16 protein-coding genes are annotated in these 18,402 nt (G+C 56.5%); 13 read left to right on the top strand and 3 right to left on the bottom strand.

Annotated elements, in window-relative coordinates; genetic code table 11:
* Positions 1 to 38 precede the first annotated feature (38 nt).
* From alr to phoU, 12 genes are all read left to right on the top strand, one after another.
* Positions 39 to 1,169 carry an alanine racemase gene (alr, locus tag ACDI13_RS04795; RefSeq protein ID WP_316989181.1) on the top strand — a complete coding sequence of 377 codons (1,131 nt, stop codon included), beginning with the start codon at positions 39 to 41 and terminating at the stop codon, positions 1,167 to 1,169.
* 18 nt (positions 1,170 to 1,187) lie between these two features.
* Complete coding sequence (locus tag ACDI13_RS04790; RefSeq protein WP_009461640.1) at positions 1,188 to 1,904, top strand: SDR family oxidoreductase; 717 nt, start codon at positions 1,188 to 1,190, stop codon at positions 1,902 to 1,904.
* A gap of 9 nt (positions 1,905 to 1,913) precedes the next feature.
* Positions 1,914 to 3,299 (top strand): DNA repair protein RadA, encoded by a 1,386-nt coding sequence (gene radA / locus ACDI13_RS04785; RefSeq protein WP_153229484.1) that lies wholly within the window; start codon positions 1,914 to 1,916, stop codon positions 3,297 to 3,299.
* A 5-nt stretch (positions 3,300 to 3,304) separates the two neighbouring features.
* On the top strand, positions 3,305 to 4,084 hold the full coding sequence (locus ACDI13_RS04780) for a sulfite exporter TauE/SafE family protein (protein ID WP_316989182.1): 780 nt from the start codon (positions 3,305 to 3,307) through the stop codon (positions 4,082 to 4,084).
* Between the two features lie 9 nt (positions 4,085 to 4,093).
* Positions 4,094 to 4,813, top strand: a complete 720-nt coding sequence (locus ACDI13_RS04775; protein ID WP_316989183.1) for a 3-deoxy-D-manno-octulosonic acid kinase — start codon at positions 4,094 to 4,096, stop codon at positions 4,811 to 4,813.
* An 89-nt stretch (positions 4,814 to 4,902) separates the two neighbouring features.
* A complete protein-coding gene (locus tag ACDI13_RS04770) occupies positions 4,903 to 5,997 on the top strand; it encodes a polyamine ABC transporter substrate-binding protein (RefSeq protein ID WP_372372799.1) in 1,095 nt (364 codons plus the stop codon).
* 5 nt (positions 5,998 to 6,002) lie between these two features.
* Entirely contained in the window at positions 6,003 to 7,133 is a 1,131-nt protein-coding gene (locus ACDI13_RS04765) for a polyamine ABC transporter ATP-binding protein (protein WP_316989039.1), read from the top strand.
* A complete protein-coding gene (locus ACDI13_RS04760) occupies positions 7,130 to 8,047 on the top strand; it encodes an ABC transporter permease subunit (protein ID WP_316989040.1) in 918 nt (305 codons plus the stop codon). Before ACDI13_RS04765 ends, ACDI13_RS04760 begins: the two co-directional genes overlap by 4 nt.
* Complete coding sequence (locus ACDI13_RS04755; protein ID WP_316989041.1) at positions 8,047 to 8,853, top strand: ABC transporter permease subunit; 807 nt, start codon at positions 8,047 to 8,049, stop codon at positions 8,851 to 8,853. Before ACDI13_RS04760 ends, ACDI13_RS04755 begins: the two co-directional genes overlap by 1 nt.
* Before the next feature lie 27 nt (positions 8,854 to 8,880).
* Positions 8,881 to 9,225: a Spx/MgsR family RNA polymerase-binding regulatory protein gene (locus ACDI13_RS04750; RefSeq protein ID WP_372373085.1), complete on the top strand. Its 345-nt coding sequence runs from the start codon at positions 8,881 to 8,883 to the stop codon at positions 9,223 to 9,225.
* 39 nt (positions 9,226 to 9,264) lie between these two features.
* On the top strand, positions 9,265 to 9,948 hold the full coding sequence (gene rpiA / locus ACDI13_RS04745) for a ribose-5-phosphate isomerase RpiA (RefSeq protein WP_316989042.1): 684 nt from the start codon (positions 9,265 to 9,267) through the stop codon (positions 9,946 to 9,948).
* An 87-nt stretch (positions 9,949 to 10,035) separates the two neighbouring features.
* On the top strand, positions 10,036 to 10,770 hold the full coding sequence (gene phoU / locus ACDI13_RS04740; protein WP_316989043.1) for a phosphate signaling complex protein PhoU: 735 nt from the start codon (positions 10,036 to 10,038) through the stop codon (positions 10,768 to 10,770).
* Between the two features lie 103 nt (positions 10,771 to 10,873).
* Here the strand turns inward: phoU and ACDI13_RS04735 are convergent, their stop codons facing one another.
* The 3 genes from ACDI13_RS04735 to argA form a co-directional block, all read right to left on the bottom strand.
* Entirely contained in the window at positions 10,874 to 12,160 is a 1,287-nt protein-coding gene (locus tag ACDI13_RS04735) for an EAL domain-containing protein (RefSeq protein WP_316989044.1), read from the bottom strand.
* 427 nt (positions 12,161 to 12,587) lie between these two features.
* Positions 12,588 to 12,860: an oxidative damage protection protein gene (locus ACDI13_RS04730; RefSeq protein WP_009461661.1), complete on the bottom strand. Its 273-nt coding sequence runs from the start codon at positions 12,858 to 12,860 to the stop codon at positions 12,588 to 12,590.
* A gap of 207 nt (positions 12,861 to 13,067) precedes the next feature.
* Positions 13,068 to 14,423, bottom strand: a complete 1,356-nt coding sequence (gene argA / locus ACDI13_RS04725) for an amino-acid N-acetyltransferase (RefSeq protein WP_316989045.1) — start codon at positions 14,421 to 14,423, stop codon at positions 13,068 to 13,070.
* A gap of 72 nt (positions 14,424 to 14,495) precedes the next feature.
* Here argA and hrpA point away from each other — a divergent pair, with 72 nt between their 5' ends.
* Positions 14,496 to 18,287: an ATP-dependent RNA helicase HrpA gene (gene hrpA, locus ACDI13_RS04720; protein ID WP_316989046.1), complete on the top strand. Its 3,792-nt coding sequence runs from the start codon at positions 14,496 to 14,498 to the stop codon at positions 18,285 to 18,287.
* Positions 18,288 to 18,402 lie beyond the last annotated feature (115 nt).

Genomic DNA, 18,402 nt, shown 5'->3' with positions numbered 1-18,402 from the left:
GGGCTGGTTTAGACTTTCGTATTGCTTCGGGGAGAACCATGCCACGTCCTATCTCGGCCACCATTCATATTGCGTCACTGCGTCACAATCTCGATATGGTTATTCAGAGCCTGAATAACGCCACGGCTCCATCGGGCGTAAAACGGCCCCATATCTGGGCCGTCATGAAGGCCAATGCGTACGGTCATGACATCGAAAATGCGGTGCGGGCATTCAGTGCCGCCGAAGGCATGGCGATGCTGGACCTGAAAGAAGCCATACGCTGTCGGGCTGCCGGCTGGACCGGCCCCATCATGTTGCTGGAAGGTTTTTTCCAGCCTGAAGATCTGGATGTGCTGGCAGAGTTTGGCCTGACGACCGTCATTCATTGCCACGAACAGCTCAAGATGCTGGAGCAGTGGAAGGGCGGGGTAGCCTTGAACGCCATGGTCAAGCTAAACAGTGGCATGAATCGTCTGGGTTTCAGCGTGGATGATTACCCCGCTGCTTTTGCGCGCGCCCAGCGACTGCAAAAAGCGGGCAAGCTGGATACGGTCGGGCGCATGACGCACTTTGCGCGCGCCGACGACAATATTGATGCCACGCTGGAGCAGATTCGCTGCTTTAACCGGATTACCGACGGCTTGCCTGGTCCGGTCAGTGTGTGCAATTCAGCAGCAACCCTCAGCCCCGACTTGGGCGCTTACATGCCCTCCGGCCCGGATCACTGGGTACGCCCCGGTATCTGTTTGTACGGCAGCTCGCCCTTTGCGAATATCAGCGCCGACGACTTCGGGTTGCAACCCGGCATGACGCTGGCTGCAGAGCTGATCAGCGTGCGTGGCGTCAAGCAGGGCGAGGGCATTGGTTACGGCCATACCTATATTGCCGAGCAGGCCATGCGCGTTGGGGTGGTGGCTTGCGGTTATGCCGATGGTTACCCGCGTCATGCGGGGACGGGCACCCCGATTACCGTGAACGGTGTGCGTACCCGTTTGCTTGGTCGTGTGTCCATGGACATGCTGGCAGTAGATCTGACCCCGGTGCCCGCCGCCGGTGTAGGCAGTCAGGCGGTGTTGTTCGGTCAAGGCGGGCCCAGTGTGGATGAGGTTGCTGCGGCAGCCGGAACCCTGGGCTACGAATTGATTTGTGCAGTGGCGCCACGCGTGCCACGCATCATTCAGGATTAACACCAATAAGGCATAGCCATGAAAAATAAATGTGTACTCGTTACTGGCGCTACCAAAGGAATCGGCTGGGCAATCAGCCAAAGGCTGGCCGATGCCGGGGCCCACGTTGTGGGTCTGGCCCGCCACACCGAAAGCATTGATTTCCCCGGATATCTGTACTCCTGCGACTTGAGCAATGCAGGCGAAACCGAGGAAATGCTGCGCGTTATCCGCGAAAAATACCCTGTTGATGCGGTGGTGAACAATGTGGGTATGGTCGCGCCCGAGCCGATTGGTCAGGTGGATCTGGGCAATCTTTACCAAGTGTTTGACTTGAATGTACGTGTGGCGGTGCAAGTGGCCCAGGCCTTCATCCCCTCGATGAAAGCACGTAAGGAAGGCCGTATCGTCAATATTTGCAGTCGCGTCGTACACGGCGGCTCCGACCGTACCAGTTATGCTGCGGCCAAAAGTGCCTTGCTGGGTTGTACCCGCACCTGGGCGCTGGAACTGGCCCCTTACGGCATTACCGTCAATGCAGTTTCTCCGGGTCCGATCGAAACTGAATTGTTCCGTGCCAATCATCCCGTTGGCAGCGAAGCCGAACAGCGCAGCCTGTCCTCCATTCCTTTGGGACGTTTTGGGCAGGCCGCGGAAGTGGCTGCTGCAGTCACCTTCCTGCTAAGCGACGAAGCCGCTTATATCACCGGCCAGAACCTGGGCGTGGATGGCGGCGGCAGTCTGGCCGGACGTTAAGGACTTTCTATGGCCACCAGTACTCGTGCGGCCCGCAAGGCCAAAGTTGTATTTGTTTGCACAGAGTGCGGGGCAGATACACCCAAGTGGGCGGGCAAATGCCCGGCTTGCGGGGCGTGGAACAGCTTGCAGGAAACGGTGGAGACGCCGGCTGCGGCCAGTGCTCACCGCTTTGCTTCCCTGGCCGGTTCCAGCCCGGTTCAAAGTCTTTCCGATGTGCAGGCCCGGGAATTGCCGCGTGTGCCTACTGGCATAGGCGAGTTCGATCGTGTCCTGGGCGGAGGGTTGGTTGAGGGCGGCGTGATCCTGATCGGGGGCGATCCTGGTGTCGGTAAATCTACGCTGCTGCTGCAGGCCATGGCGGCCTTGGCCCAGCAGACCAAAGTTCTGTATGTGACGGGCGAGGAATCCGCCGAGCAGGTTGCCTTGCGTGCTCGCCGTCTGGGCGTGCCTACCGAGGGCGTGGATTTGCTGGCCGAAATCCGTCTGGAATCCATCAGCCAGGCCTTGCAATCGCACCAGCCTAGCGTGGTGGTGATCGACTCAATCCAAACTTTGTATTCGGATCAGCTCAGTGCGGCTCCAGGTTCGGTATCGCAAGTGCGCGAATGCGCGGCCCAGTTGACCCGATTGGCCAAGCAAAGCGGCACCTCCATGATTTTTATCGGTCACGTCACCAAAGACGGGACCTTGGCCGGGCCACGAGTGCTGGAGCACATCGTGGATACGGTGCTGTATTTCGAGGGCGATACGCATTCGTCCTTTCGCATGGTGCGGGCATTCAAGAACCGCTTTGGCGCTGTGAATGAACTGGGCGTGTTTGCCATGACGGAAAAGGGTTTGAAAGGGGTCAGCAATCCGTCGGCCCTGTTCTTGTCGCAGCACTCCCAGTCGGTCGCCGGTTCCTGCGTCATGGCCACTCAGGAAGGCACACGGCCTTTGCTGGTGGAGATTCAGGCTTTGGTGGACTCGGCCCACGTACCCAATCCGCGCCGCCTGTCTGTGGGCCTGGAAAGCTCCCGTTTGGCCATGTTGCTGGCGGTAATGCATCGCCATGCTGGTGTGGTCACCTACGACCAGGACGTGTTTGTGAACGCTGTCGGTGGCGTCAAGATTACCGAACCAGCGGCTGACCTGGCGGTGCTGCTGGCTATTTTGTCCTCCTTGAATAACCGTCCCTTGCCACGCGGTCTGGTCGTGTTTGGTGAAATCGGTCTGGCTGGTGAAATTCGTCCCGCCCCGCGAGGGCAGGAGCGTTTGCGCGAAGCGGCCAAGTTGGGTTTCAGCATTGCGCTGATTCCCAAGAGTAATGCCCCACGTCAGCCGGTTGAAGGCCTGGAAATCTGGGCGGTAGATCGGGTGGAAGACGCTGTCGATCGTCTGCGCAACCTGTAATTGTCATGTTAAGTCTCGAATTGATCCTGGCCTGTTTGCTGGGAGGTGCGCTTATTGGCTATACCGGCGGGGTGCTTGGGATTGGTGGCGGCTTGCTGGCCATTCCGCTTCTGGGCCTGATTCTAGGTATGGATCAGCAAACGGCTCAGGGTACAGCCCTGATCATGGTGGTGCCCGCCGTGTTGCTGACTGTACGCCAGTATCATCGCCGCAATCAGATTGATTTTCGCCGGGCTGCTCTGGGGGCGGTTTCTTCCATTATCTTTACCTGGCTGGGCGCACGTCTGGCCCTGGGTATGGATGCGATCTTGCTGCGTCGCATTTACTCGGTATTTGTGATGGCCATTGCCCTGTATTATTTCGACCAGAGTTTGGGCTTTTCCCGACGCCGTCGCCGCAGTGACAAGCCGCGCCCGGATCCCGAGTCGTTTGGGCAACTGTGGTATATCGCCGTTGGCATGATGGCCGGTTTGGCCGGAGGCGTATTCGGTGTGGGCGGCGCGGTGCTGGTCGTGCCGTTCCTGACCAGCCGCATGGGATATAGCCAGACCGGTGCGCAAGGTTTGGCGCTGTCCATGATTATTCCCGGCACCTTGGTCGCCTTGGCGACGTATGCGTTTCATGGTCAGGCCATGTGGCAGGTCGGCATTCCGATGGCGATAGGTAGCCTGATGCTGGTTCCCTTTGGCGTGCGTCTGGCCTACCGTCTGCCTGAGAATCGTCTGAAGTTTATTTTTGCCTGCATGCTGGTACTGATCGTAACCTTGTTGCTGGTTCGAGCCTGAGGAGTTGCTGTGAGCACCCGATCCGAAACTGTTTATGCTTTACCCGGTGGCGGTGCCGTATTGGCTCCGGCGATGGCCAATCAACTGGATCTGGAGCCGGCGGCTTTGCAGCGTTGGTTCGAGGCGGCTTCCTATGGTGATCAGGCCAGTAAAGTCGGGCAGGGTGGTCGTCAGGCAGCCTGGTTTGTGAATGGCCCTTTTGGTCAGGCCGTGTTGCGTCACTATCGCCGTGGCGGTCTGGTGGCTCACTTCAATGAGTCCGCTTATCTCTGGCAAGGCGCATCAAATACCCGTAGTTGGCAAGAGTTTCAAGTGATGTCTTATTTGCACAACAAGGGTTTGGCCGTTCCCGAGGTGCTGGCGGGGGCGTGGTGGCGGCAGGGTTTTTGGTATCGTGCGGCGCTGATAAGCCGGAGGTTGCCCGATGTGCAGCCTTTGACTCTGTGCCTGGACCGCGCCTGCCCGGAAAGAGTGGCGCGCGAGATTGTCCGCATGCACCAATTCGAGGTTTGGCATGCTGATCTTAACGCCTACAATATTTTGTTGGATGCGAATGACAAAGTCTGGCTGATCGATTTTGACCGTGCACGACAGGGGCCTGTCAGCCCTGCCCAGGCGCTGGGCAATGTGCACCGCCTCAGACGATCATTGCTCAAGGTGTGTGGGCCGCGTGGCGATCAGTGGTGGCAGCAGATGTTTTCTGCTTACCGCCATGAAACGCAGCGTTAATTACGACTACGGGCTTTAAAAAAGCTTTATCATCTCGCCTTTTGGGTTTTTCGCTTTCGATAGGAAGGGGACTCGTGATGTCTTTTGGGATGAACACACCACAGGTACTCGCCGGCCTGCTGGCCGCTGCTGCCATCATGCCTGTTGCACAGGCACAAAATCAGGTTGTTAACGTTTATAACTGGGCTGAATACACGGCCCCCGACACCTTGTCCGGCTTTCAGGAAGCCACGGGCATTACCGTACGGTATGACGTTTACGATAATAATGACACCTTGCAAGCCAAGTTGTTGACGGGCAAATCGGGTTACGACGTGGTGGTTCCCTCCACGCATTATGCCGCACGTCAGATCGAAGGTGGTTTGTTCCAGAAGCTGGATAAAAGCCAGATTCCCAATTGGTCTCATCTGGATCCGGACATCATGGCCTTGCTCTCGGATGTGGACCCTGGCAACGAGTACCTGATTCCCTGGGGCTATGGCACCAACGGCTTGGGCTACAACGTCACCAAAGTCAAAGAAATCATGGGTGAGCAAGTGGACCTGGGTAACTGGGACATGCTGTTCAAGCCTGAACATGCCGAGAAATTGAAAGGCTGTGGTATTTCCATCCTGGATGAAGCCGCCCAGGTCTTCCCTGCCGTACTGCACTACATGGGCAAAGACCCCAACAGCAGCAACGAGGCCGACTACCGCGAGGCGCTGGATCTGCTCAAGACGATCCGTCCTTACGTGCGCCAGTTCAGCTCCTCGGGGTATATCGATGAGCTGGCTGCGGGTGATCTGTGCATGGTCTACGGTTTCTCGGGCGATGTGATGATTTCTGCTGACCGCGCTCGTCAGGCGGGTAAACCTTACACCATCGACTACTACATTCCGCAAGGCGGAGCTCCTATCTGGTTCGATACCATGGCTATCCCCAAGGGTGCCAACAATGTGAAAGAGGCCCACGCCTTTATCAATTACATTGAAACACCAGAAGTCCATGCTGCCATTACCAACACCATGTTCTACCCGAATGCCAATAAAGAGGCGCGCAAGTTCGTGGTCAAGGAAGTGGCCGACAACCCCATGATTTACCCCTCGTCTGAGGTCTCCAAGACCTTGTTCGTGATCAAACCTCAGCCATTGAAAGTGCAGCGCCTGCAAACGCGCCTGTGGGCTGAACTCAAGTCCGGGCGCTAGACATCATGCAAGATATCCGTACCGGAACCTCGCCCTGGATGGACGGCGAGGATGCTTTCGTGCGTGTGGACGAAGTCGTCAAGATTTTTGGCGATACGGTGGCTGTCCAGTCCGCGAGTCTGGACGTCGCCCGTCACGAAATTTTTGCGCTGCTGGGCAGTTCGGGCAGTGGCAAATCCACCTTGCTGCGCATGCTGGCAGGGTTTGAGGAGCCGACTTCCGGTCGGATTTACCTGGATAACGAGGACATTACGGACCTGCCGCCTTATCGGCGGCCGGTCAATATGATGTTCCAGTCCTATGCCCTGTTTCCGCACATGTCGGTCGAAGCCAATGTGGCTTTTGGCTTGAAGCAGGAGGGTGTGCCTCGCAATGAAATCCACGAGCGTGTGTTCGAGGCTTTGGACTTGGTGCAGATGGCCGGTTTTTCGCGCCGCAAGCCCAACCAGTTGTCGGGTGGGCAACAACAGCGTGTCGCTTTGGCGCGCAGCCTGGTCAAACGGCCTAAACTGCTTTTGCTGGATGAGCCCATGTCGGCTCTGGACAAGCAGATTCGCCAGAAAACCCAGATCGAGCTGGTCAAGATTCTGGAGCGCGTGGGGGTGACCTGCATTATGGTTACCCACGATCAGGAGGAGGCCATGACCATGGCCAACCGACTGGCCGTGATGTCCGACGGGCAGATCATCCAGTCTGGTACGCCTTACGATGTGTACTCTTTTCCGAATTCGCGGTTTGTGGCGGGCTTTATCGGCTCCACCAATTTGTTCACCGGGGTGGTAACCGTGGACGAACCGGACCACGTTCATATCGAGTGCGAAGAGTTAAACCGCCCCTTGTATGTCAGCCACGGGATCAGCGAGCCGCTGGGCATGGACGTGTACGTGTCCATCCGCCCCGAGCAGATCAAGGTGGGGCGCGAATTACCTTCGGAAGATACCAATTGGGGCCACGGCATTGTGACCCACGTGTCCTGGATGGGCAGCTACACCCGCTACCAGATTCGTCTGGATGCCGGCATGTTGATCGAAGCGCAAATGCCTAGCGGCACGTTGGCTCAGCCAGATGCGCCCGGCGTGGATGAAGAGGTCTACGTGTCCTGGTCTGACGATAGCGCAACGGTACTGAGCACATGAAGAACCTGTCCTGGCGCAAACTGCTGCCCACCAGTCGCACGCTGGTGGTCGCACCCACATTCCTGTGGATGATCCTGTTTCTGCTGGTGCCGTTTTTGCTCGTGCTCAAGATCAGTTTTGCCGATCTTGATTTCGGGGTGCCGCCGTATACGCCTTTGGCCCAGTTTGCCGAGGAAAGCATTTCCTTTGTGCTGAACCTGCGCGGCTATATCCTGCTGTTCAGCGACAATCTGTATCTGGCCACCTACGTCAGTTCGCTGAAGATGGCTGCCGTTACCACGATCTTTTGTATCTTGATCGGCTACCCGGTGGCTTATTACATTGCGCGCTCTTCACCCGCCGTGCGTAGTCTCTTGTTGCTGGCGGTGATTCTGCCTTTCTGGACCTCCATGCTGCTGCGCGTCTACGCCTGGGTAGGCATTTTGCGGGGCGATGGCTTGCTCAATCAGGTTTTGCTGTGGATAGGCATTATTGATGCGCCGCTGGAAATTTACCGCACCGATCTGGCCGTCTATATCGGTTTGATCTACGCCTATCTGCCGTTTTTCATCCTGCCGCTGTACGCCAATCTGGTCAAATTGGATATGCGCATGCTGGAAGCGGCTTATGACTTGGGGGCACGTCCCTGGTCGGCGTTCTGGCACATCACTTTGCCCATGTCCATGTCAGGCGTGATTGCCGGTGCCATGCTGGTGTTCATCCCGGCAGTGGGGGAGTACGTGATTCCGGAAATGCTGGGTGGTGCCGATACCTTGATGATGGGTCGCGTCATGTGGACCGAGTTCTTCAATAATGCGGACTGGCCGATGGCCGCTGCTGTGACCTGCGTAATGGTCTTGCTGCTGATCATTCCTTTGATCTTTTTCCAGTACAGCCAGATGCGACAGATGCAAGTTCAACGGGGAGGCCGCTGATGACGACGCCTAATCCCTGGTTGCGTGCCTTGGTCTTGACACTGGGCTTTGGCTTTTTGTACATCCCCATTCTGTTTCTGATTGTCTTTTCATTTAATGAATCGGCCATCATGACGTCCTGGTCGGGCTTTTCCTTGCGCTGGTACGAGTCCCTGTTTCAGGACAGGGCTTTGCTCAGTGCCGCCAAGCTGTCCTTTCTGATTGCGGTATTGACGGCTACCATGGCCACTATTTTGGGCACCTGGGCCGCCTACGTACTGGCTCGCATGGGCCGCTTCAAGGGATTTGCGCTGTATATCGGCTTGGTCAGTGCGCCGCTGGTCATCCCGGAAGTCGTGTTGGGCATTTCCCTGCTGCTCATGTTTGTGGAATTGAACTCCTTGTTTGGCTGGCCGGAACAGAATGGTATTTTCACCATCTGGATTGGGCACGTGGTGCTGTGTACCGCCTATGCCACCGTGATTCTGCAATCACGCATGCGTGAGCTGGATCGTTCTCAAGAAGAGGCGGCGCTGGATCTGGGGGCGACTCCTTTGCGGGCGTTTTTCCAGGTTGTTCTGCCCTCGATCGTGCCGTCCTTGATGGCTGCCTGGTTGCTGGCTTTTACCTTGTCGCTGGACGATGTGGTGATTGCCTCTTTCCTGTCCGGTCCGGGGTTTACCACCTTGCCGGTGGAAGTTTTTTCGCGCGTACGCTTGGGCCTCAAGCCCGAGATCAACGCCTTGGCAACCCTGCTTATTTTGGTGATTGGTATTTTTGTGATCGTCGCCAATCGCTTGCAGGCACGCCGCGAGCGTCGCGCCTGATTGATAAGGAGTCTGGCTGTGTTCACGATGTATGGGTTGAAAAACTGCAGTACCTGCCAAAAGGCGATTGCCTGGTTTGAGCAAAACGGTCTGTCGTTGAACTTTGTGGATTACCGCGAACATCCCTTGGAAGCGGCCCGTTTGCAACAATGGGCGCAGGAACTGGGTGGCTGGCCCAAACTGGTCAACCGTGCTTCCATGACCTGGCGTAATCTGCCTGCGGAGCGTAAAGAGCCGCAGGACGATGCTCAGTGGTTGGCCTTGATTGCCGAGTTTCCTGCTCTGGTACGCCGTCCCTTGCTGATCAGCCCCGAGGGGGAAGCCAGCGTAGGTTTTAACGAAGGCAAATTTGCTGCTCGTTTTCTTAAGTAAACCAAAGGGGGGCCAAGCCCCCCGATTTTTATCTTTGCCATGTACACACAGTCCGAACTCAAACAACAGGTGGCTCAGGCCGCCGTTGAATACGTCCTTCCTTTCCTGCGCCCTGATTCCATTCTGGGGGTGGGTACGGGCTCCACGGTTGATCTGTTTATTGATGCCCTGGCGGCGCACAAGCATGCCTTCAAGGCTGCCGCGTCCAGTTCGGATCGCTCGACTGCCCGCCTGCAAAGCCTGGGTATTGCGGTGCAAGACTTAAATACCATCGAACGCATGGACTGGTATGTGGATGGTGCCGATGAAATCGATGCGGCTTTGAACATGACCAAAGGTGGCGGTGGCGCTTTGACGCGCGAGAAAATCGTGGCCTCGGTGTCGGACAAGTTCCTGTGCATTGTGGACGACTCCAAGCTGGTGGATCGACTGGGGGCTTTTCCCCTGCCGGTGGAAGTGATTCCCATGGCCAAGAATGCGGTTGCCCGTCAGTTGCGTGCCCTGGGGGGCAATCCTGTCGAGCGCACGGGCTTTGTCACCGATAACGGTGGCGTGATTCTGGACGTGTCTGGTCTGTCCATTGAAAACCCTGCTGCTTTGGAAGCGCGTATCAACAATATGCCCGGTGTGGTGTGTTGCGGTCTGTTCGCGATTGCTCCGGCCAGTGTGGCTTTGATTGCGGGTCAACAAGGTGTACGCACCCTGTCTGGCAACGGTTTCTGAATTTTAATGTCTCTGTCATAATCGGTGCTTAATCTATGCACGGATTAAGCGCAGGCGCGAGCCATTTTGCTGTTACAGAAGGCCACTATGAACGAACATACCAATAAGCAGTTTCACTCCGATCTGGAGGCCACCCGTTCGCTGTTTTTGCAGATGGGCGGTATTGTTGAATCGATGGTTCGCAGTGCGACCGAAGCCCTGCAAACCGGGGATATGTCGCTGGTTGACCAGGTTCGCGAGCGTGAAAAAGACATCAACCGCCTGGAAGTGGAGATTGACGAGCGCATCACCAACCTGATCGCCCGTAATCAGCCTACTGCCATTGACTTGCGCATGTTGCTGTCCATCTCCAAAATGCTGACCGACATGGAACGTTGCGGGGACGAGGCCGAGCGCATCGCCAAGATGGCGCGTCGTCTGCACGAAGGTACCGCTGGCTACGAGCCGGTGGTCGAGCTGCGTCATATGAGCTCTTCGGTCGCTGGCATGATCAATGACGTGCTGGATGCCTTTGCGCGCCAGGACGCCGTGCATGCGGCACAGATTGTGCGCAGCGACAAGGAGGTGGATCGTGAGTGGAAAGGCTCGTTGCGTCACATCATCACGTACATGATTGAAGACCCGCGCACGATCTCGCACTCTATTGACCTGATTTTTATCGCCCGTGCGCTGGAGCGCATTGGTGACCATGCCAAGAACATGGCCGAACGCGTGATCTACATGGTGCGTGGCGATGATGTGCGTCACACCGGAGTGAAAAACACCGAGCGTACAGCACGTGGTGAACCGTTGCCCGAGCCGGAATCCGAAGACAAAGCCTGATTAATCCTGGCCTTCTTGCGTCAAGCCTTGCATGGTTTCATGCAAGGCTTGTTTGCTTTCAGGACGGTGAAAAGCAGTCTGTTCTTATCAGGACAGCCACGTTTCAAAAATCAAGGCCGTAGCCTGTGGGAGCGTGGCCGGGATAGAACTGAGTGCGAACAAGCACCGCATCCTGCACGGTGATCAAAGCCGGTGAGTTCCACCAGGAAGGGGTCAGGGTGGGCAAGGCCAGTAGATAGCCTTGTGCGCCGTGTGCGCCGGACTGGCGGACAAACTCAAGGTCAGTTTCGTCCTCCACCCCTTCAATGACGACATAGGGGCAGTAATCGGCGCAGACATTGACCAGATTGCGCAACAAGTGGGCGGGTTGCCCAGGGCTACGCGCCCGCAGCAAAATAGAACGATCAATTTTGATAATGTCAGCGTGGGTCTGGGCCAGAAAGGACAGGGTACTGTTGCCTGAGCCGGTGTCGTCCAGCGCAATGCGCACGCCCAGGTTCTGCAACTGTGCAATCAGACGCAGCGCCGTGGGTTTGTGGGCAATGGTACCGGTTTCAGTCACTTCCAGAATCAGGCGCTGGGCGATATCCGGGCGGCTGTCCAAATAGCTGAACAAATCTTGCCACCACAAGTCATCTTGCAAAGAACCGGCGGACAGGTTGGCACCCAGACACAGTGTCGCTTGTGTGCTGAGCAGTTTCACCACACTGCCCAGCACACTGCGATCTAGTCGCGAAATCAGTCCCAGTCGCTCCAAGGCGGCAATCGCTTCGGGCAGGGAATAATCAGCACCGCTGCAGTGGCGAATCAGCGCCTCTTCATAAAAGTCTTTATTTTTGTGTTGCTCACCGAGGTGAAAGAGGCGCTGAAAAGCCAGTACCAATACGCCGTTTTGCAAGTCATCCAGCATACGCACCGCCAGGCTCATATCGTCCCGGTAGGTCTTGGCCCAGACCTTGTGCCAGACGGCCAGTGTGGCCGGATGGTTGTGAGAGCAGGGGTTGGGAGTCGGAGGGTGGAGCAGGTCTGTATCGTACTGTCGGCTGTCGTAGTGATAGGCCAATTGTGTATGCAAGTAGATACGATGCTCGTCCTGAGTGATGGGATCGCACTCCAGGGCCGCGCCCAGTAATTGAGCCAGTGCGTTGGGGTGGGTGCGCTTGAAGCGGTTCTGTTTACCCAGTTGCTGGAGGGCAATCAGGACAAAATCCCCCTGTATAAGGATCTCGTCTGTATTCAGCCCACAATCCAGCAGCCTTTGTTGCACCGTGTCCAGCACAAAAGCATGGAACTGCGGCCCATACAAGGCCTTCAAGTAGCTCAGGTTGACCAGCCACAGGCGCAGGTGGGTGGAGCACTGATCAGTCTCGGGGAGGTCTAGGCGGCACATGAACTTCTTTTCCTGTGGGTAAAGCAGTAAGTGGCTGTGCTGTTCAGGCCCGGCGCAAGGCGCGAACTTGGCTGCTCAGACATGGGCACGTGATGGGCCCGCTCCCTGCAGCATTATTCCTGTGCTTGTGCTGCGCTTCATACTTGGCTTGGGGGCTGTGCAGGCACATTCAGGCCAGCCGTGATTTTGTGCGTTAAGGCTATTCGTAATTATAGAAAATGATCATTTCTTTTGATTTTTAACCAGTCTGAAACTGATTTGTCGCGCAGCGTTTCATTTGATTACTTTTTTGCTTGGCAGCAAAAGAGAAGACACGGTAAGTCTGGTGGAGGGAAAGGCAAGGAAACGGGAGCAGAAATAAAGAAACCCCGGAGCACGAGGTCATGCTCCGGGGTCTGTAAGTGGTGGTCAGCGTGTGGGTTTGGTCTTAGGCGGAAGGAGCAGTAAAACCATCGGCTTCCACGTCCTTGTCTTCAAACAGATATTGCTCCATCTGTTCTTTCAAGTACGTGCGGGCACGGGCATCAGCCAGGTTCAGGCGGTTCTCGTTCACCAGACGGGTTTGCACGTCCATCCAGTTGGCCCAGGCCTGTTTGGAAATCGAGTGCCAGATCTTGGTACCCAGCTCGCCGGGATAGGGGGGAAACTCCAGGCCCTCGGCTTCCTGTTTCAGCTTCACACAGTGAATCATGCGTGCCATATGCGTTCCTTTCTAATCAAATACTTGAATGGGCGTATTGTACTGAGGGCATAAAGGTCGTCAAACCAGCCCGGTGGCGGCTTGATGTGCCAAGCGAATGATTGGCCGCCCATCATGCCCGGGCTTGATGACACCAAGGCGATGCGTGGGCATCGCCTTGCCTGTTTTTTTGCAGTGGGCAGGACCTTGGAAGTTCAGCGCAAAGGCTTAGAGCTTCTTGATAAAGACCATACTGTTGCGCGAACGGTTGTAATGCGACTGCTTGCCCTTGGGCAGATCCGATACGCCACCTTGCACAAAACCGCGTTTGATAAACCAGTGCGATGTGCGGGTGGTCAGGACGAACAGGCGCTTGAAGCCGGCTGCACGGGCCTTGGCTTCGGTGTGACGCAAAAGGATCTCGCCTTCGCCTGAGCCTTGCCATTCTGGGTGTACGATTAAACAAGCCATCTCGGCCATGCTTTCTTCTTCGTAGGGGATCAGGGCGACGCAGCCGTAAATAATGCCGTCGTGCTCCAGGACCGTGAACTGCTCCACTTCACGCTCAATCACAGAGCGACCACGGGGCACCAGGGTGCCGTCAATTTCCAGTGGCTCGATCAACTGCACAATCGCACCCACATCATCCAGATTGGCTGGGCGCAAGTCGTCCAAGGTATCTTCCACCACCATGGTGCCTACCCCGTCGTGGGTGAAGATCTCCAGCAAAATGCTGCCGTCTTGCTTGTAGGGCACCAGGTGTGCACGGGCAATGCCGCGTTTGACGGCTTGCGAGGCATAGCGCAAAAAGGTGGAGCAGTCCTCGTCCAGCTTGCCCGAGGCCAGCAGGCCATCGGCATCGGCACGGGCCAGTTCCGAATCAATGTCCAGATTATTGGAGTGTCCAATATGCTCCGGTGTCAGGAAAATCAGTTTTTCAGCGCGCAGGGCGATGGCCGTGCTGGTCGCCAGATCCTCCATGTCCAGGGTAAACGCCTCTCCGGTTGGAGAAAAACCCAAGGGAGAGAGTAGAATAAGCGCACCTTGATTCAGGATGACGCGCATGGCGTCCACATCCAGCTTGCGCACCGCGCCAGAGTGCTTGAAGTCCAGGCCATCAATCACACCCACAGGACGCGCCGTCACAAAGTTGCCCGAAATAATGCGAATTTGGGCATGCGACATGGGGGTGTTGGGCAAACCCTGGCTGAATGCGGCTTCAATATCCAGGCGAACTTCACCGGCAGCTTCTTTGGCGCATTCCAGAGCGACGGCGCTGGTCGGCTCGGTACCACGGCCAAATTGTGTGGTTTCCCCTTTCAGGCGTAGCTGTTCATTGACTTGAGGGCGTGAGCCATGCACCAGCACCAGCTTGATGCCCAGCGCCGATAGCAGTGACAAGTCCGGGATCAGGGTATAGAGCAATCCATCATTGATGAGCTCGCCCCCAAAGGCCACCACGAACGTCTTGCCTCGAAAGTCGTGTACATAAGGCGCCACTTCCCTGAACCATCGCACAAATTGTGCCTGGGATTCATCAGGTGTTTCGATGGCGTTGTACGAGTCGGGGATGTCTGTGTTCATTGCGGGGGATCTTTGCGTCCAAATGGTTTCAAGCCAAAATTATAATGATGTCTGTACCAGAAACTACCTTTCATGCACGAGTCCGACGAATTGACTGAAAACCCACACTCTTTACCAACAATTTCTTATCCTGATGACCTGCCAGTCAGCGCCCGACGAGCCGAAATTGCGCAGGCGATCAAAGACCATCAGGTGGTCATTGTGTGTGGTGAAACCGGCTCGGGTAAAACCACCCAGTTACCCAAAATCTGTCTGGAGCTGGGCCGTGGCCTGCAGGGCAAGATTATTGGCCATACCCAGCCGCGTCGGTTGGCGGCCACGTCGGTCGCCAAGCGTATTGCCCAGGAGCTGCAGTCGGAGATTGGTGACTGGGTAGGGTACCAAATCCGCTTTAATGACAAGACCGGGCCGCGCTCGGCCATCAAGTTGATGACAGACGGGATCTTGCTGGCCGAATCCCAGCGCGATCCCCTGTTAAGCCGCTACGACACCATCATTATTGACGAGGCCCATGAACGCAGTCTGAACATTGACTTCCTACTGGGCTTTTTAAAGCAACTGCTGCCACGGCGTCCGGACCTGAAGCTGATCATTACCTCGGCCACGATTGATGCCGAGCGTTTCGCGCAGCACTTTGCCCACAAGGGCAAGAAGGCACCGGTGATCGAAGTGTCGGGCCGTCTGTACCCCGTCGATATTGTGTATCGCCCGATTCTGGACCCGTCCTTGGTCGATGCCGAAGCGCGCCGTTCTGCCTCCGAGGAAGAGCGGGATTTGATGCAAGGCATTGTGGATGCGGTGCAGGAATGCGCCCGACACGGTACTGGCGATATTCTGGTGTTCCTGCCCGGCGAGCGCGAAATCCGCGAAGCCACCGAGGCGCTGGAAAAAGAAAAACCCATCAATACCGTGATCCTGCCTTTGTTTGCGCGCCTGTCGCAAGCGGATCAGGAACGTATTTTCCGACCCAAAGGCAATGCGCGCCGTGTAGTGTTGGCCACCAACGTGGCAGAAACGTCGCTGACCGTACCTGGCATTCGCTTTGTGGTCGATAGCGGCTTGGCGCGCATCAAGCGTTATTCCTGGCGCAACAAGGTCGAACAGTTGCGTATCGAGGCGATCAGCCAGGCCTCGGCCAGCCAGCGGGCAGGGCGTTGCGGCCGTATCGGTCCCGGTGTCTGTATCCGTCTGTATGACGAGCAGGATTTCAAGAGCCGTCCTCCCTTTACCGATCCCGAGATTCTGCGTTCTTCGCTGGCCTCGGTGATTCTGCGCATGAAGGCCCTGCATCTGGACGATGTGGAAACCTTCCCCTTTGTGGAGCCACCGACTGGCCGCGCCATTGCCGATGGCTATCAAATTCTGCAAGAGCTCGGTGCGCTGGATGAACAACAACGCCTGACCAAGGTAGGCCGTTCCCTGGCCAAGCTGCCGGTGGACCCGCGTGTAGCTCGCATGATTCTGGCTGGTCACGAACACCATTGTTTGACGGAAATGCTGATTGTGGCCTCGGCCATGTCTGTGCAAGACCCGCGTGATCGACCTGTTCATGAGCGTGAAGCAGCCAATCAGGCCCATGCCCGTTTCAATGATGACAAGTCCGAGTTTTTGTCCTACGTGAAGTTGTGGAACTGGCTGGAAGAGCTGTCGCAGGAGCAAAGCTCGCAGCGCAAGTTTGCCAATAGCGTCAAACAGGCTTTGTTGTCCCCTTTGCGTATTCGGGAATGGCGTGATGTTCATACCCAATTGCGTAGCCTGGTGCAGGAGCAGCGTTGGGTCGCCAACCCCTCGGCAGCCACGTATGAGCAAGTTCATCTGGCCTTGTTGACGGGTTTGATCGGCAATATTGGCTACAAGAGCGAAGAAACCGGCGTGTATCAAGGCACGCGTGAATTGCGCTTTGTGATTCACCCCGGTTCCAAGCTGGTCAAGAAAGCAGGCCGCTGGATTCTGGCTGGCGAGTTGATGGAAACCACGCGACTCTTTGCCCGCTGTGTGGCGCGTATCGAGCCGCAATGGATTGAAAAAGTTGGCGCCCATTTGCTGCGTAAAACCTGGGGCGATCCGCGTTGGGAGAAGAAAGCTGGCCAAGTGGTAGCCAACGAACGCGCTACCTTGTACGGCTTGCTGATTTACAGTGGTCGTCGCATTCACTTTGGCCGCATTGATCCGGTGCAGGCCCGCGAATTGTTCTTGCGCCAGGCTCTGGTGCCGGGCGAGATTGATTCCAAGCTGCCTTTCCTGCGTCATAACCGTCAGCAAATTCAGGCGGTAGAGCGTTTGGAGCACCAGTCTCGTCGTCCTGACATTCTGGTGGATGAGGAACTGATCTACGCCTTTTACGATCAGCGCATTCCCAAGGATGTGTATCAGACCGCCACCTTGGAAAAGTGGTTCAAGGGCTTGTCCAAAGAAGAGGCCAAGGGCCTGGAGCTGAACCGCGACGAGCTGATGCAGCACGACGCCGCCGGTATCACCACCGAGGTGTTCCCGCGCTCGGTTGAGTGGCAGGGCGTGAAGATGGCGCTGGACTATCACTTCGAGCCGGGCTCGGTGCGCGATGGGGTGACCTTGAGCGTCCCCTTGTTCGCCTTGAACCAGATTGACGCCGCGCGTTGCGAATGGCTGGTGCCCGGCATGTTGAAAGAAAAAGTGCTGGCTTTGCTGAAATCCTTGCCGCAGCGTATTCGTCGCCACTGCGTGCCGCTGCCGGATTACGCTGCCGCCTTCCACCAACGCTGGTTTGAAAAAGCGGCTGATCCGGGCATGAGCCTGCTGGACGCGATTTCCCAGGATATGTGGGTGCAGGTCAAGCAAAGACCGCAGCGCAGCGATTTCAAGCCCGAGACGCTGGCGACACACTTGTTCATGAACTTTCGGGTGATTGACGAGCATGGCCGCATGTTGTCGGGTGGGCGCAATCTGGATCAGCTCAAGGCCGAGCATGGCCGTCAGGCCCAGGCCTCCTTCCAGCAAATGGCCGCCAGTGATGAACAGGTGGCGCAAGTGCTGGATCACGAGCAACTGACTAGCTGGAGTTTTGGTGAACTGCCCGAGCTGATGGAAATCAAGCGCAAGGGCCGCAGCTTTATGGGCTACCCGGCCTTGATCGACAAGAAAACCCATTGCGATCTGGATGTATTTGACGACCCGGCCCAGGCTCAGCGTCAACACCGATTGGGTTTGCGCCGCCTGTTCCGCCTGGCTTTGCGCGAGCAGGTGCGCTTTCTGGAAAAGAACATTACGGATCTGACCCGCATCAGCATGCTGTACATCAATCTGGGGACGCAGGAACAATTGCGTGACCAGATTATTGATGTGGCTCTGGAACAGTCCTGCATGATGGAACCCTGGCCCAAGAATCAGGCCCAGTTCGAGGCCCGTGTGCAGGAAGGCCGTAGCCGGTTGGGGCTGGTGGCTCAGGAGGTGGCGCGCCTGGCCGGGCAGATTCTGAATGAGTGGAGTGCCGCTCAGAAAAAACTGGTGCAAGTCAAAGCGCATCCCGAGGCCTTGAAAGACATACAGCAGCAATTGAATGCCTTGATGCCTACCATGTTTTTGGAAAGCAATGAATACGTGCAGTTGGCTCATATGCCGCGTTATTTGAAAGCCGTACAAACACGGGTGGACAAGCTGCGTGCCGATCCGGCCCGCGATAAACGATTGATGCAGGATATGTCCGTCTTGCTGACCAAGTACCAGCGTGCCCTAGCCGCGCTCAAAGGCGCAACGGATAGCGGTTTGCGGGACTTTCGCTGGATGCTGGAAGAACTGCGCGTGTCCTTGTTTGCGCAAGAGTTACGCACCCCCATGCCGGTTTCGGTCAAGCGCCTGGAAAAAGCCTGGGCTGCGTTGCAACGTTAAGGTTTCATCTGTTTGGGATCTGCATGGCGATATTAGGCATTTGGATGCGTCGTTGCAGATCATGCGCTTTGGATTTGCATGCCTTGCACTACGTTTCAAGGTATTCACCCGTAGC

It is taken from the genome of Alcaligenes faecalis (assembly GCF_041521385.1).
GTDB classification, from domain to species: domain Bacteria; phylum Pseudomonadota; class Gammaproteobacteria; order Burkholderiales; family Burkholderiaceae_B; genus Alcaligenes; species Alcaligenes faecalis_E.
The sequence above is the reverse complement of the archived record's forward strand: the minus strand, read 5'-3'. Positions and strand labels throughout refer to the sequence as shown.

Coding starts and splice junctions, on each gene's coding strand:
- ACDI13_RS04765 (WP_316989039.1), top strand. CDS start 6,003: ATGCAAGATATCCGTACCGGAACCTCGCCCTGGATGGACGGCGAGGAT.
- ACDI13_RS04760 (WP_316989040.1), top strand. CDS start 7,130: ATGAAGAACCTGTCCTGGCGCAAACTGCTGCCCACCAGTCGCACGCTG.
- ACDI13_RS04755 (WP_316989041.1), top strand. CDS start 8,047: ATGACGACGCCTAATCCCTGGTTGCGTGCCTTGGTCTTGACACTGGGC.
- rpiA (WP_316989042.1), top strand. CDS start 9,265: ATGTACACACAGTCCGAACTCAAACAACAGGTGGCTCAGGCCGCCGTT.
- phoU (WP_316989043.1), top strand. CDS start 10,036: ATGAACGAACATACCAATAAGCAGTTTCACTCCGATCTGGAGGCCACC.
- ACDI13_RS04790 (WP_009461640.1), top strand. CDS start 1,188: ATGAAAAATAAATGTGTACTCGTTACTGGCGCTACCAAAGGAATCGGC.
- ACDI13_RS04770 (WP_372372799.1), top strand. CDS start 4,903: ATGAACACACCACAGGTACTCGCCGGCCTGCTGGCCGCTGCTGCCATC.
- hrpA (WP_316989046.1), top strand. CDS start 14,496: ATGCACGAGTCCGACGAATTGACTGAAAACCCACACTCTTTACCAACA.
- ACDI13_RS04750 (WP_372373085.1), top strand. CDS start 8,881: ATGTATGGGTTGAAAAACTGCAGTACCTGCCAAAAGGCGATTGCCTGG.
- ACDI13_RS04730 (WP_009461661.1), bottom strand. CDS start 12,860: ATGGCACGCATGATTCACTGTGTGAAGCTGAAACAGGAAGCCGAGGGC.
- ACDI13_RS04780 (WP_316989182.1), top strand. CDS start 3,305: ATGTTAAGTCTCGAATTGATCCTGGCCTGTTTGCTGGGAGGTGCGCTT.
- argA (WP_316989045.1), bottom strand. CDS start 14,423: ATGAACACAGACATCCCCGACTCGTACAACGCCATCGAAACACCTGAT.
- alr (WP_316989181.1), top strand. CDS start 39: ATGCCACGTCCTATCTCGGCCACCATTCATATTGCGTCACTGCGTCAC.
- ACDI13_RS04735 (WP_316989044.1), bottom strand. CDS start 12,160: ATGTGCCGCCTAGACCTCCCCGAGACTGATCAGTGCTCCACCCACCTG.
- radA (WP_153229484.1), top strand. CDS start 1,914: ATGGCCACCAGTACTCGTGCGGCCCGCAAGGCCAAAGTTGTATTTGTT.